This is a genomic window from uncultured Lamprocystis sp. (genome assembly GCF_903933125.1).
In the GTDB taxonomy this organism is placed as follows: domain Bacteria; phylum Pseudomonadota; class Gammaproteobacteria; order Chromatiales; family Chromatiaceae; genus Thiodictyon.
In genome coordinates this window covers 1-14,302 of record NZ_CAIZIZ010000292.1, presented here as the reverse complement: position 1 = coordinate 14,302, position 14,302 = coordinate 1, and the positions used below count along the sequence as shown (strand labels likewise).

Here is a 14,302-nt window from a genome sequence, read left to right as displayed (position 1 = left end):
CCCTTGACTTAAATGACTTCGAGTTGCCAGCCGGCCGCACCCGCGACCAGGCGTCGATCACACCCGAGCGGACGCGGATCCTGGTCCAAATGTGCGTCCCCGCCGGGGAGCGCGGTAATCACCCGGTGACCATCCCGGCGCAAGCGCTCGACTTGCTCCAGCAGCGCCGGATCGGCAGACCAGGGTGCATAGATTGCCGGTGCCTCCCGGTAGCGCGTCCCCAGGCCGGTACCCAGCCGCAACAGACCCTTGAGGTCGGTGCTGAATCCAACCGCCGGGCGCGCCCGCCCGAAGACCCGGCCGATATCGTCATAACGCCCCCCGCGCGCGATTTCCTGCCCCCAGCCGGGGACGAAGGCGGCGAACACCACCCCGGTCTTATAGCGATAACCGCGCAATTCGGCCAGGTCGTAATGGACCGACACCTCCGGCAGCCACTGGTTCAGCGCATCGGCCAACCGGCGCAGATACTCCACCGCCGCCAACACCGGCGCTTCCGCACCCTCCAGGACAGTCGCCGCGCGGGTCAGGGCGTCATCGCCATTCAGGTCAGCCAGCGCGACCAGCATCGCGGCCAACCGCGGCGGGAGGCCAAATGCGGCGACCCGCGCCTCGATCTCCGGTATCGCCTTGCGTTGCAGAGCGGCAAACAAGGCATGTTCCTGCGAGGGATCCAGGCCGCCCTGGCGGGCCAGACCGCGAAAGATACCGACATGACCCAAATCCAGATAACAGCCGGTGATACCGGCCATCCGCAGGGTCTCGAAAATCAGCCGCAAGATTTCGAGATCGCTCTCGATACCAGCGTGCCCATAGACCTCAGCGCCGATTTGGAAGGGGCTGCGGGTGCCGGCGAAACCATCGGCGCGCGTGTGCAGCACCGTGCCCAGATAGCAGAGCCGGGTCGGTGCATCGCGCCGCAGATGATGCGCATCGATCCGTGCTACCTGGGGCGTCATATCCGCGCGGACCCCAAGCAAACGCCCGCTGAGCTGATCAGTCAGCTTGAAGGTTTGCAGATCCAGGTCCTGACCGGTCCCCGTCAGGAGTGACTCCAGGAAGTCGATGAAGGGCGGGGCAACCAGCTCGTAGCCCCAGCGCCGGTAGAGGTCGAGCAGGTCGCGCCGCAGCGACTCCATGATCTGGGCCTGGGGCGGCAGGATTTCCTCGATCCCGGTGGGCAGCAGCCAGCGTTCCTCATCCATCGACCTTACTCGGTTGACCCGGCGCCAAACAGTCGACCCGCGGGAGCGGGTCGACCGTTGGTTGACCAGCCGTTAGTTGACTAAATACAGCAGCGCGACGCCGGCCAACATGCTGACCAGCCCCGCCAGCCGGAGCGGGCCATCCGCCTCCGCGACGACGCTCTGCAAGGCGCGTCGAAAGGTCGCTGGGCTCAAGAAGGGCCAGATGCCCTCGATTACCAGGAGCAGCGCGGCGGCAGCAAGAAGTTCATGCACGCCGCTCACCCGCATGACCGGCAAACGCGGCACACCAGGCGGCGGACAGGCCTCGCGGACCGGAATCCCACGGGGCCCGGCCGACCTCAATCCGCGCCATGACCATTACGGCGCTTCGCCGCTCTGCGAGCGGAAGTAGCGGAAGAACTCCGATTCGGGCTGCAGAACCATCATGTCGCCTCCCGAATTGAAAGCCCCGCGATAGGCCCCGAGGCTGCGATAGAACGCGTAGAAATCCGCATCCTCGGTGTAGGCCTTGGCGTAGATCTCGGACGCCTTGGCATCACCCTCGCCGCGCGCTTGCTCTGACTCTTTGTAGGCATCGGCCAGCGTGACGGTCCGCTGGCGATCCGCATCCGCGCGAATCCGCTCGGCCGCCTCCTTGCCCTTGGCGCGCAGGTCGCTCGCCACCCGCTCACGCTCGGCGCGCATCCGCATATACACGGACTCGCTCACCTCGGGAGGCAGATCGATTTTCTTGACCCGCACATCGACGATCTCAACGCCCAGTTCGTTCGCCTGCAGGTCGCTGCGCTTGCGCAGTTCTTCCATCAGTTCGGTACGATCCTCGGACACCACTTCCTGAATGGTGCGCTTGCCGAACTCGTCGCGCAGACTGCTACCGATCCGCTCGGCCAGCAGCCGCGAGGTCCGGCTGACGTTACCGCCGGTGGAACGGAAATACTGCGCCGGATCGCTGATCCGCCACTTGGCGTACGAATCGACAATCACGTCTTTCTTCTCGACGGTCAGAAAACGCTGTGGCGGCGCGTCCAGTGTCTGGATCCGGCGATCGAAGATCTTGACATCCTGCACGATCGGGAGTTTGAAATGCAGCCCGGGCGCGTAGTCACTGCCGACGATGGAACCAAGCTGCAGCTTGATTGCCGTCTGCCACTCGTTGACAACGAAGGTCGACGCGTAGATCAGCAGGACCAGGACAGCGAGTAACGCCGGCAGGAAGGACTTGTACTTGCTCATTGACGCGCCCTCCGATCACGGTCCACCGGACGCGCCGTCCCTGGCCGCGCCTCGGTCTCGACCGGGGACACGATCAACGGCTGCTGAGGTTCGGCAACGGTCTGACGTTGCCGTACCAACTGATCCAGCGGCAGGTACATCATACTATTCGAGCCCTCCTGAGTGTCGAGCACGATCTTGTTGGTGCCGCTCAGCACCTTCTCCATGGTGTCGAGATAGAGCCGCTCACGCGTCACTTCCGGTGCTTTCTTGTACTCGGCCAGCACGGCGCTGAAGCGGGCAGCCTCACCTTCGGACTCGGCAACCACCTTATCACGATAGGCTTTGGCGTCGGCGATGATCCGGGCCGCTTCGCCGCGCGCCTGCGGGAGAACCTGGTTGGAGTAAGTCTCGGCCTGGTTTTCCGAGCGCTCCTTGTCCTCTCGCGCCTTGATGGCGTCGTCGAATGCCTCCTTGACCTGATCCGGCGGCTTAGCCGGCTGCATGTTGATCGAGGTGACCAGCAAACCTGTCTTGTACAGATTCATCAACTCCTGGACACGCTCCTGAATGGTGATCGCGATGGCCCCGCGACCCTCGGTCAGGATAAAGTCCAGTTTGCTGCCGCCGATCGTCTTGCGGACTACGGTCTCGGTTGCGTCTTTCAACGTGCCTTCGGGGTTCTGGTCCTGGAACAGAAACTGCGCGGCATCCTGAATGCGGGACTGAACGGTCAACTCCACGTCGACGATGTTCTCGTCCTTGGTCAGCATGGCGGCTTGGTGGCTGAACGAGGACACCTCGTCGACATTGACCTTTTCCACCGACTCAATTGGATAGGGGATGTGCCAGTTTAGCCCCGGATCCGTGGTATCCACATATTTACCAAAACGCAGCACCACCCCGCGCTCGGCGGGCGCAATGATGTACGTACCCGTGGCCAGCCAAACCAACAGCACGGCCCCGAGGACGATCGCCACGGCGGGCTTTCCCAGGTTGCCGGTCGGCAGGTTGAACCCGCCGCCCCCGCCGCCGGACTTGTTGCCGCCCGGCCGGTTGCCGCCGAAGAGGCCGCCAAGTTTTTCCTGAAGCTTGCGGACAACCTCGTCGAGGTCGGGCGGCCCTGATTCGCCGCCCCCGCCGCTCTTGCCGCTCCAGGGGTCTTTGTTGCCGCCACCTGGCTCATTCCAGGCCATAGCTACTCCGTCTATCTCTGCGCGTGAGACTGAATGGGATGGATCGACCGACTTGGGAGTCAGACGATTCCATAGTGATTGGGACTGGGCACGAAACACCGCTTGTCACTCAGTTTGTCAAGATGCAGCCGCCTGGCCGCTTAATCAACCCGCGCACCTGGTCGCCGGCACGGTCGGACAGCCAACAGGTGATTGTAGGCAGCCAGACGCGGCGGTGCAAACGCCACAGTAGGGAAATGGGAACCGGTTGCGCCGCCGCATGCGACCGGATGACGGGCTCGCTCACGCAACCTCAGTGCAGGAGCACCTGCGCGCGTTCGGGCTCGTGCGCCAGAAAACGTTGCAAGTCCGCGGGCGCGATCAGGATTTCCATAGTCCAACCGCCCTCCGCGTCGGGCGCATCGGCCAGGACGCGCGCGTGAGCATACACCCAGGCACGCAGCCGCCCGTCACCGGGGCCGAGACGCACCTGATGGCGGGTATTCGCGCCCCCGGTCAATTCCGCGATGGCGGTCAGCAGGAGGTCGATCCCCGCACCCGAACGGGCGGACAGCCAGACACGGGTCGGCTGACCGACACTGTCACGTTCCAGGCGCGGCGGTTCATCCGCCAGCAGATCGAGTTTGTTCCAGACCTCCAACCGCGGAATGTCCATGCTGCCGATCTCCGCGAGCACTGTTTCCACGTCGCTGATCAGCCGCGCCCGGTGGCCGGCGGACGCGTCGACCACATGCAGCAGCAGCGACGCATTGCGGGTCTCCTCCAAGGTGGCGCGGAAGGCCGCGACCAGCTCGTGCGGCAGTCGACTGACGAACCCGACCGTATCCGCCAACAGCGCCCGCCCGCCATTGGGCAGAGCGAGTCGCCGCAGGGTTGGATCCAGGGTGGCGAACAGTTGATCGGCCTCGAACACCCCAGCCTCGGTGAGCCGATTGAAGAGCGTGGATTTGCCGGCATTCGTGTAGCCGACCACGGAAATCACGGGCAGTTCGGCCTTCTCGCGCGCGCGCCGCCCCTGGGCCCGCTGGGACTCGATGCCCTCCAGTCGCCGCTTGAGCAGCGCGATGCGCTTGGCCAGCAACCGCCGATCGGTTTCGAGCTGAGTCTCACCCGGACCGCGCAGACCGATGCCGCCCTTCTGCCGCTCAAGGTGAGTCCAGCCGCGCACCAGGCGGGTCGACAGGTGGCGCAGTTGGGCCAACTCGACCTGGAGCTTGCCCTCGAACGAACGGGCACGCTGAGCAAAGATATCGAGAATCAGGCCCGTCCGGTCCACGACCCGACATTCGAGCAGACGCTCCAGGTTGCGCTCCTGCGCCGGGGACAGCGGATGATTGAAGACCACCAGATCTGCCCCTGCTGCCGCGACCAGATCCTTCAACTCATCGGCTTTACCGGAACCGATGAAGAGCCGCGCGTCCGGCCGGGCGCGCGTACCGCCCAGGGTTCCAACCACCTCGGCACCGGCCGCGCGGGCGAGTTGGTCGAACTCCTCACGCTCGTCGAGTGCCACCGCGCCGCCGAGGTCCAACTGTACCAGCACGGCACGCTCGCCGGATGCGGGCCGCTCGAACACCAGATCGCTAGGCATCGGGACATCCGCACGCTAACCCGTGAACCGCGCCGGTGATCCGTCTGGCCACAGAACGTCCGCGCAACTTAGCTATTGCCTGGCTCCTCGATCTCATCGCCAGCCGGCAATTTCACATTGCGCGCCGGCACCACGGTCGAGATCGCGTGCTTGTAAATCATCTGACTGACGTTGTTCTTCAGCAGCACGACGAACTGATCGAACGACTCGATCTGGCCTTGCAGCTTGATCCCGTTGACGAGAAAGATCGAGACGGGGATGCGTTCTTTCCGCAGGGCATTGAGGAAAGGGTCTTGCAGGCTTTGGCCCTTGGACATGTTTATTCTCCTTGTTGTAGTCGTTTCGCGAAGCTTGCCCGGCTCAAATGGATCGCCTGACGCTGATGGTCGGCTTGGCGCCGAACCGCCGCCCCGACGGTGCTTACATCGTGGCACACATCGTGACCGGTACGTTGACAAGGGCCAGGTCAGACGCTCCAACACGTGGGTTGCAGCCGGGACATGCTGTTCCACGCAATAGATTCCTGTAGTGTCACCCAGCGGGAACGAGAAAGCCATTACGATTTTCCAATACTTGCTGAGTGTTGTACCGGACAGCGACCGCGCGAGCACCGCGCACTCAGCGCAAGGGGTGCTCCGCCGCGATCAGTGCCAAGGCGCGCTCCAGCGCGGTCTGGTCGTCGGTGAGCCAATGGCCGTCAGTTTCGGCCCGCAGCCAGGTCATCTGACGCTTCGCCAACTGCCGGGTGGCGATCGTGCCGCGGTGCAGCATCTCGTCGAAATTGTATCCGCCAAGAATAAACTTCAAGACCTGTCGATAACCGACACAGCGCATGGCGGGCAAGTCCTCCCCCAAATCCCCGCGACGCCACAAGGCCTCCAGTTCCCCGACCAGCCCCTGCTCGACCATCCCGCAAAAGCGCCGCTCGATGCGCGCGTGCAGGGTCTGCCGATCCGCGGGAGCGCGCACCAGCTTGAGCAACCGGTAGGGCAGTTCGGCGCCCTGACCCTGGGTACGCCGGATCAGGACACTCATCGGCTCGCCACTGATGGCATGGACTTCCAGGGCGCGCTGGATGCGTTGCGGATCGTTCGGGTGGACCTGCGCCGCAGTTGCCGGATCCAGGCGCGCCAGCCGCTCATGCAACGCCGCCCAGCCCAGCCGCTGCGCGTCCTCCAGCAACGCCTGACGCACGCGCGGGTCGGCATCCGGCAGGGACGCCAAACCCTGCTGCAACCCGCGGAAATAGAGCATGGTCCCACCCACCAGGAGTGGAATGCGACCCGCGGCGGTGATCGCCGCCATGGCGGCCAGGGCATCGGCCCGGAAGCGCGCGGTCGAGTACGACTCACTGGGGTCCAGGATGTCGATCAGCCGGTGGGGCGCCTGCGCCAACACCTCCGGACCCGGCTTGGCCGTGCCGATATCCATGCCCCGGTAGATCATGGCCGAGTCCACACTGATGATGGAGCAGGGCAAGCGATGCACCAGTTCCACCGCGAGATCGGTCTTGCCCGCCGCAGTCGGACCCATCAGTAGAATGGCCAGCGGGCGCTGGTCGGACTCCGGCAGACAGTCAGAACCCATTCGCCAACCTCGCGTCGCGTTCCCACCGCCCCCGCGCCCTTACCGCCGCACCCATGGCCGCAGCGGGTCTGCCGAACGGTGGTCCGCGCATCACCTGAACGCGTCGAAAGGCGTCAGAACCGGGTCTGCACCCGCCAACTGAGCGTGGCGGCGCCATCAGCAGGAACCTGGACCTGCCAGGAAACGAGGTTGGACGCCTCTTTGGTGTGAGACTGACTCTGCTGGACCATTTTCCAGTCGCCGGGAATGTCCTCAACGACCTTGACCGTCACCGCGTCGGGCTTGGCGTTCTTGATCTCCAGCGCGAAAGCGGCCTCATAGGCGTAGTTGTAGGCGCTCGAGCCGCTGAGTTTTTTGAATTCGGTCTGCTTGCGCCGAACGGTCACGTCGAAGCTCTCGCCGAGCTTCAGAGTGACCGTCTCGTTTTTCGGAGTGTGATCGATGCGATCCTCGCCGATGAATTGGGCATTGCCGCGGCTGTCTTTGGAGTAGACCCGCACCACCCCTTCCGGCAAGGGAACGCCGAGGCTCCCGCCCTGATTCGTGAAGTTCAGGGTCGAGGCGACCGGCAGTTTGTTCCAACCATCCGCGGACTGGGACTGGTAACTGTAGGGCTGCCCGCGGACCACCAGTTCCCGCGTCACCGGGATCCGCGGGGCGGAGAGCAGCGCCACCTGCTTCGTCTGATTGTTGAGAACGTCCGTAGGGCGTGCCAGGGTGTACAGATGGTATTCGTCCAGGGCCTCCTCCTGCGGCATCGGGGCGGCAGCCGGCGCGGCCATCGTGCGCGCCATCATCGGCGGCGGCAGGTCCGGCCGGACCTGATTGACCTCACCCGCCACCAGTTGCAGCTTAGCCTGGCGATAGGCGACCCCGCTGCTGTTGGTCAGCGTCACCCAACCGTTCAGGTCCATCGATTTGCCGTCGGCGGCCAGATCGGCCACGTAATCGGCTTTCCAGGACAGCCCGCCGGTCAGATAGGACAACTCGAAAGTGCCGGTACCGGCCTGCGCGGCCTCCAGATGCAGGACCAAAGTCGGCTGATCCCGCAGGTCCGCCGGCAGGTCCGGGAACGCAAGATGACCGACGACATCCGTTTCAATCCGGTCGGCATAGCGCAGAACGACACCCTCATTGGTGGCAAGCACGGTGGCATCCTCGGTCGTCCGCACCCCGTCGTCCGCGGTGCGGATGGCCTGCACCTTGCGGCCGACGTATTTCTTGAGCAGGCTCTGCGGAGTCAGCAGATCGAAATCGAAATTCTGCTCCAACAGGGTGACCGCGGCGGTCCCCGAGGTCGCGGAGAGGAGCGCGGTCTCGGGCCTGATCTGACCGGAGCAGTTGCGCCAGGCAAGCCGGTTCTCGCCCTGGACCAGCGTGAGTTCACGCAGGTCCTTCACCAGCGCGAGATTGTCGTTGTAAATCGTGACGGCCAGTGCCTGCTGCGCGGTGTCATCAATCCGCTGTTCCTGGATGGTCGCGGCGGTGTCGGTGGTCTCCATGGCGGCTCCCGGATTGACGATAAACAGCGCGGCCAGGGCAGCGGCCGATCGCAATGGGCTGGTGCAGAGTGAAAAAGGCTGGGCGTGCTGCATGGGGCTCCTGGCGCTGGCAGTGATGGTGTTAGGCAATTCCCGGGCTTGCGCATCCGGACTGCGCATACCTGCAAAATCTGCAGGGATGTAGGGGCGACTGGCCTTGATCAAGATTCCGGCCACTTGGGCTCGCCGGGTGCGTAGTCAGGCCATCCTGGCCTGACACCGTCAGGGCTGGAAGCCCTGACTACGCACGCCGCCGGCCGGGATTACGATCAAGGCCGGGCGACTTTGGTCGCCCCCCACAGCACAGGTCCGTCGATCCTTACCCGGCAATCACCTCAAGATTGTGCCTCGATGAAGGCGCGCAGCGTGGCATCGTCATCCTTGGTCAAGGAGGTCTGGATCACCTTGCCCTTACCCTTGAACTGCTCCAGCCCTTCCAGGACCTTATCCGCCGTGGCCTTGCGCACCAGGATGAAGATTGCGGCGCAGCCCGGCTGGAAGCCCTCGGCCAGGTCTTTCATAAATTGATCGTTGATGCCCAAATCGGTGAAGCGTCCGGATAGCGCACCGGCGCCGGCGCCGACTGCCGCACCCAGCAGCGGATTAAGGAACAGCAGCCCGATCAGCAGGCCCCAGAAACTGCCGGTGGCCGCACCCGCGGCAGTCAGGTTCATCGCCTGATGCAGCTTGACCTTGTCTTTCGCGTCCTTGGTGACGATCACCACGTCTTCCATCTCGATCAGATATTCCTTTTGCAAATTGACGAGTGCGGCGCGCATCTCGAATGCAAGCTGCTCTTCCGGAAAGGAGATAACGATCAGATTGCTCACTGGTTCTTCCTCTTGATTGCTGTTTCGCGTGGGTGGATAAGGGAGCGGCGAGGCGTGACGATCGCGCCCTGGGAATCTTTCACTAACGACAACGACTGGACCCTTTACTTGACCGCCTCAACCTTGGCGACCGCATCGCGCAGGGCCTGCAGGATCAGGGCGCGGGCGGCCACTTCATCAAGCTCCGGCACATCCCATCCCATGATCCTGGAGTATTTATTCACCAGGTGCCGGACGTCGTCATCCAGTTCCGCCCGATAGCGATCCATTTCGATCTGCTCGATCGGCTGCATGTCAGTCTCCCGGTTACGGTGAACCGGCCCGCCGCCGGGCGCGCCGGTCAATCACCTTAGTTGAAAGTGACCTTGCCGGTGATGGTGCGCACATAGGTGGCAATGACCCCATCACCCGGCTTGAGCTGATCGAGGATGGCTTTGTCCTTCACGGACAGGGTGACCAGCTTTTCCGGCCCCCGAATAGTGACCTGGGACGCGGCCCGATCGACTGATTCCACCTTGCCGTAAAGCTTCAGCTTGGTGGTGATGGTCCCGGCCGGCTTGGTCCCCGCCTCCGGCTTCACCGTGGTCTTCTCGACCGAGCCCATGGAACCCGCGTCGCGGCCCTTTTCCACGTCGACCAGCACCGCCTCGGTTTCGGTGATCGCGACCTTGTTGCCGACTTCAATGTGGTCGATCCGCTTGACCTCGGCGGGGATATCCAGAACCTCGAACGAGCCGTCCGGGGTCCGGATCGTCATCTGGCGCGTCTCCTTGTTGATCGCCACGACCTCACCGGTCAGTTCGGAAACAGTGACCGCGCCGGCGAGCGGAGTCGTGGTATCGGCACTGGCCACGGGCATGAGGCCAACGGCACCGAGCGACAGACAGGCCGCCATAGCCAGGATCAACGATTGTTTTTTCATGGGGTATTTCCTTGAATCGGTTGGGTGGATCGGGGTGTCATCGGCAGTACGGTACACAGTTAAGCCGCGCGCTGCAACCGCCGTGTTCTGACCAAAATTTAACCCGCCGGAAAGGTCGAAGACGCCGCAATGTCCCACACTTCGGGACCAAGACGCGCGGCCAACTCGGCTCGCCGGCGTCGCTAACAACCCCGTGATGAGCCGATCGCTCGGCAGGAAAGAAATCATGTCCTCGCATACTCCGACAACGCATTCCCAGTCCAGCACCGGCAACACCCTGACCCGCACCGCCGTCGCCGCCGCGGTGGCCCTGGCCCTGGCCCTGGCGATCGGCGGCGGGGTCGCCGCCCAATCCCCCGCGCCCCAGGCCGCCGCGACCGGCGCGGCCGCCATCGTCGCGCCCGCCATGCCGAGCTTCGCCGATGTGGCCGAGCGGGTATCGCCGGCCGTGGTCAATGTCACGGTGATCGCCGAGGCCGCAACCACCAACCTGATGCCCCGGCAACACCCGGGCCTGCCCGAGGGGGCGCCGCTGGATGAGTTCTTCAAACACTTCTTCGACCAGCCCAACATGCCGGGACGCCAACGCGCGGAGGGGGCCGGCTCCGGCTTCGTGATCGACGCCTCCGGCCTGGTGGTCACCAACAATCACGTGGTCGAGGGCGCCAACGAGATCACCGTCACCCTCAACGACGGCAGCAAGCACCAGGCGCAAGTCGTGGGGCGTGACGATAAGACCGACCTGGCACTGCTCAAGATCGACGCCGGTCGCACCCTGCCCTTCGTCGATCTGGCCGATGCCAGCGCGACCCGCGTCGGGGACTGGGTGCTGGCGGTCGGCAATCCGTTTGGGTTGGGCGGTTCGGTCAGCGCCGGTATCGTCTCGGCGCGCGGTCGCGACATCAATGCCGGCCCCTATGATGATTATTTGCAGATCGACGCCCCGATCAACCGCGGCAACTCGGGCGGCCCCTTGTTCGATGTCTACGGCCGGGTGATCGGCGTCAACACCGCCATCTACTCGCCCACCGGCGGCAACGTCGGTATCGGCTTCGCCATCCCCGCGGAAACGGTAAAGAAGGTCGTCGCCGATCTGCGCCAGGACGGCCGGGTCTCCCGCGGGTGGCTCGGCGTGCAGATCCAGCCGGTGACCGAGGACATCGCGGGTGCGCTCGGTCTCACCGGGACGGATGGTGTGCTGATCGCCGATATCCTCCCTGACGGCCCCGCCGCCGGCACCGAGTTGCAGCCCGGCGACGTCATCCTCAAGGCCGGCGATCAGCCGATCAAAGATTACAAGGATCTGCCTAAGTTGATCGCCGACACCAAGGCAGGCACCCGCTTGAATCTGGAGTTGGTGCGCGGCGGCAAACCGCTGAGCGTTACGGTGACCATCGGCGCCATGCCCGGCAGCGAGACCTTGGCGAAGAATGAGGTACAACCCGCCGCGACTCAAGACGAAACTAAACTAGGACTCTATCTGGTTTCCGTTACGCCTGAACTACGGCAGGAAAAAGGGCTGCGTCCGGCGAGCAACGGCGTTTACGTGGCCCGGGTCCAGCCCGGCAGCCCCGCCGCGGAGGCCGGCGTCGAATCCGGCAGTCTGATCTCGATGGTCGGCGGACAGCCGGTCGACTCCCCGGCGCAAGTGTACGAGGCCGTGCGCGCCGCCGTGGCAGCCAAGCGCAGCGCGGTCATGCTGCGGATCGAGAAGGATGGGCGGCCGATGTTCATCGCGGTGCCGCTCGCTGCGTGAAGCCAGCCGGCGGCTGACGATCACTGTGGGAGCGGCCTCCGGCCGCGATGAGGCCTCGCGAGATCGCGCGGTATTCACCGTAGCACCGCATCGCGGCCGGAGGCCGCTCCCACGGGGTCGCCGGGTGATTTTCACGGTACCATGCCGAGCCTACGATGACGGCGGCTGGAAGATGGCCGCTTTTTTTTGGGATAACCCGCCCATGCGCGTGCTATTGATCGAAGACGATCGCCAACTGGCGGACTACCTGCGCAAAGCCCTGGGCGAGGTGGGTGTGCTCACCGACCATGCGGCGGACGGGCGCGAGGGGCTGTTGCAGGCCGCCGGCGGCGACTACGACGCGCTGATCCTCGACCGGATGCTGCCGGGACTGGACGGGGTCGCGATCCTGCGCACGCTGCGCGCCTCGGGCAACCACACACCGGTGCTGATCCTGTCCGCCCTCGGGGAGGTGGACGACCGCGTGGCGGGCCTGCGTGCCGGCGGCGACGACTACCTGGTCAAACCTTTCGCCTTCTCCGAGTTGCACGCGCGCCTGGAGGCCCTGTTGCGGCGAGGTCAGGCGGACGCCCCGCAGACCCGCCTGCGCGTCCTCGACCTGGAGATGGACCTGTTGAAGCGTGAGGTGACCCGCGCCGGCCATCCCATCCAACTCCAGCCGCGTGAATTCCGGCTGCTGGAATATCTGATGCGCCATGCCGGCCAGGTGGTCACCCGAACCATGCTGCTGGAACAGGTCTGGGACTATCACTTCGACCCGCAAACCAACATCATTGATGTGCACATCAGCCGCCTGCGCGGCAAGATCGATAAGGAATTCGATCCGCCCCTCCTGCAAACGGTACGGGGCGCCGGCTATCTGCTGCGCGCCCAATGACCGCCGTCGGCCGGCGCGCCGGCGACTTGCGGCTGCGCGCGACCCAGGTGCTGCGCAGTTCAAGCTTTCGGCTGGCCACCCTCTACGTCCTGCTGCTATCGGTGTCGGCGGCCATCCTGCTCGGCTTCATTTACTGGTCGACCGCGGGCTTCATGGATCAGCAGACCGACGCGACCATCGCGGCCGAGATCCAAGGTCTGGCCGAGCAATACCGGCAACGCGGATTGCCCGGACTGACCAACGTGATCCGCGAACGCATCGTCCGCGACCCCGGCGGGGCCGGCGTCTATCTGCTGGCGGACAAGGACTTCAAGCCGCTGATTGGCAACCTCGACCGCTGGCCCGCCGGAGTCCCCGACGCCGCGGGCTGGGTCCGCTTCCGATTGCTCGAACGCGGGCCGCGCCACAACGACGATCACGCCGCCCGCGCCCAGGTCTTCACGCTGCACGGCGATCTGCGCCTGTTGGTTGGACGTGACGTGCGCGACCTGGAGGCTACCCGAAAACTGATCCTTGAGGCCCTTACCTGGGGGCTCGCACTGACCGCGGCGCTGGCCCTGCTCGGCGGTTGGGTCATGAGCCACCGGGTGCTACGGCGTCTGGAGGCGATCAACCAGACCAGCCGCGAAATCATGGAGGGCGATCTGTCCCGGCGCATTCCGCTGGCCGGCAGCGGGGACGACTTCGACCAACTCGCCGCCGGGCTCAACCACATGCTGGCGCGCATCGAAACCCTGATAGCCGGCGTCCGCCAGGTGTCGGACAACATCGCCCACGACCTGCGGACCCCCCTGACCCGCCTGCGCACCAAGCTGGAACTCTTGCGGACCGACCTCGGGGAGGGCCACCCGGCCGCGGCTGCGGCTGAGGAGATCATCGCCGATGCCGACGAACTGCTCGGCACCTTCAACGCCCTGCTGCGCATCGCCCGCATCGAGTCCGGCGGACAGCGCGCGGCCTTTGCGCCACTGGACCTGACCCCGCTGGTCGCGGACCTGGCCGAACTCTACGAACCGGTCGCGGCGGACCGGGGACAGCAGTTGGCCCTGCACACCGCGGACACCGCCTGGGTGATCGGCGATCGGGATCTGCTGTTCCAGGCCCTGGGGAATCTGGTCGACAATGCCGTGAAATACACCCCGGAGGGCGGACTGATCGCGCTGTCGGTAACGACCACGGAGCAGGCCGTCGTCATCACGGTCGCGGACAACGGACCCGGCATCCCCAACGATCTCCATGACGAGGTCTTCCGGCGTTTCTTCCGCGCCGACGGCAGCCGCTCCACCCCCGGCAGCGGCCTGGGGCTCAGTCTGGTCCAGGCCGTCGTCGAACTCCACGGCGCCGCCATCGCGCTGCTGGACAACCACCCCGGGCTGCGCGTTCAGGTGCAGTTGCCACCGACCACGGCGGCGGCTTGACGCCGGAACCCGAACCTCCGCCGTGGGAGCGGCCTCCGGCCGCGATGGGGCCTCGCAGCCATCGCGGCATCAGCGTTCAGCGCGGCGCCGGCCTTGATCGTAATCCCGGCCACTTGGGCTCGCCGGGTGCGTAGTCAGGCCATCCTGGCCTGACACCGTCAGGG

The 14,302-nt window shown here is 64.9% G+C and carries 14 protein-coding genes; 3 read left to right on the top strand and 11 right to left on the bottom strand.

All coding sequences use genetic code 11. The annotated features are described in order from the left end of the window. Window positions 1-8: 8 nt before the first annotated feature. The 11 genes from QZY03_RS14180 to QZY03_RS14130 all read right to left on the bottom strand — a co-directional run bounded on the left by QZY03_RS14180 (window position 9) and on the right by QZY03_RS14130 (window position 10,354). Window positions 9-1,205, bottom strand: coding sequence for an ATP phosphoribosyltransferase regulatory subunit (locus QZY03_RS14180; RefSeq protein WP_295582087.1), 1,197 nt, complete (start codon window positions 1,203-1,205; stop codon window positions 9-11). A 72-nt stretch (window positions 1,206-1,277) separates the two neighbouring features. Beyond that, on the bottom strand, window positions 1,278-1,460 hold the full coding sequence (locus QZY03_RS14175; RefSeq protein ID WP_295582085.1) for a DUF2065 domain-containing protein: 183 nt from the start codon (window positions 1,458-1,460) through the stop codon (window positions 1,278-1,280). Between the two features lie 105 nt (window positions 1,461-1,565). After that, window positions 1,566-2,441 (bottom strand): protease modulator HflC, encoded by an 876-nt coding sequence (hflC, locus tag QZY03_RS14170; protein WP_295582083.1) that lies wholly within the window; start codon window positions 2,439-2,441, stop codon window positions 1,566-1,568. Then, window positions 2,438-3,616, bottom strand: coding sequence for an FtsH protease activity modulator HflK (gene hflK, locus QZY03_RS14165; RefSeq protein ID WP_295582072.1), 1,179 nt, complete (start codon window positions 3,614-3,616; stop codon window positions 2,438-2,440). The genes hflC and hflK overlap by 4 nt, the downstream gene beginning before the upstream one ends. 292 nt (window positions 3,617-3,908) lie before the next feature. Further along, window positions 3,909-5,192: a ribosome rescue GTPase HflX gene (hflX, locus tag QZY03_RS14160; protein ID WP_295582134.1), complete on the bottom strand. Its 1,284-nt coding sequence runs from the start codon at window positions 5,190-5,192 to the stop codon at window positions 3,909-3,911. 83 nt (window positions 5,193-5,275) lie between these two features. Further along, on the bottom strand, window positions 5,276-5,524 hold the full coding sequence (gene hfq / locus QZY03_RS14155) for an RNA chaperone Hfq (RefSeq protein ID WP_020506904.1): 249 nt from the start codon (window positions 5,522-5,524) through the stop codon (window positions 5,276-5,278). 301 nt (window positions 5,525-5,825) lie between these two features. Further along, window positions 5,826-6,794 (bottom strand): tRNA (adenosine(37)-N6)-dimethylallyltransferase MiaA, encoded by a 969-nt coding sequence (gene miaA, locus QZY03_RS14150; RefSeq protein ID WP_295582069.1) that lies wholly within the window; start codon window positions 6,792-6,794, stop codon window positions 5,826-5,828. A 113-nt stretch (window positions 6,795-6,907) separates the two neighbouring features. Beyond that, the gene (locus tag QZY03_RS14145) at window positions 6,908-8,389 is read right to left on the bottom strand and encodes a DUF4139 domain-containing protein (protein ID WP_295582067.1); all 1,482 of its coding nucleotides are present in this window, start codon (window positions 8,387-8,389) and stop codon (window positions 6,908-6,910) included. Window positions 8,390-8,670: 281 nt separating this feature from the next. Next, on the bottom strand, window positions 8,671-9,165 hold the full coding sequence (locus QZY03_RS14140; protein ID WP_295582065.1) for a DUF1269 domain-containing protein: 495 nt from the start codon (window positions 9,163-9,165) through the stop codon (window positions 8,671-8,673). Window positions 9,166-9,269: 104 nt separating this feature from the next. After that, entirely contained in the window at window positions 9,270-9,458 is a 189-nt protein-coding gene (locus tag QZY03_RS14135) for a hypothetical protein (RefSeq protein ID WP_295582063.1), read from the bottom strand. Window positions 9,459-9,514: 56 nt separating this feature from the next. Continuing rightward, the gene (locus QZY03_RS14130; protein ID WP_295582061.1) at window positions 9,515-10,354 is read right to left on the bottom strand and encodes a hypothetical protein; all 840 of its coding nucleotides are present in this window, start codon (window positions 10,352-10,354) and stop codon (window positions 9,515-9,517) included. Between QZY03_RS14130 and QZY03_RS14125 the strand changes: the two genes are divergently transcribed. The 3 genes from QZY03_RS14125 (at window position 10,314) to QZY03_RS14115 (ending at window position 14,138) form a co-directional block, all read left to right on the top strand. After that, a complete protein-coding gene (locus tag QZY03_RS14125; RefSeq protein WP_295582059.1) occupies window positions 10,314-11,843 on the top strand; it encodes a DegQ family serine endoprotease in 1,530 nt (509 codons plus the stop codon). The genes QZY03_RS14130 and QZY03_RS14125 overlap by 41 nt on opposite strands. 202 nt (window positions 11,844-12,045) lie before the next feature. Further along, on the top strand, window positions 12,046-12,720 hold the full coding sequence (locus tag QZY03_RS14120; RefSeq protein ID WP_295582133.1) for a response regulator transcription factor: 675 nt from the start codon (window positions 12,046-12,048) through the stop codon (window positions 12,718-12,720). After that, window positions 12,717-14,138, top strand: coding sequence for a HAMP domain-containing sensor histidine kinase (locus QZY03_RS14115; protein ID WP_295582057.1), 1,422 nt, complete (start codon window positions 12,717-12,719; stop codon window positions 14,136-14,138). Before QZY03_RS14120 ends, QZY03_RS14115 begins: the two co-directional genes overlap by 4 nt. Window positions 14,139-14,302 lie beyond the last annotated feature (164 nt).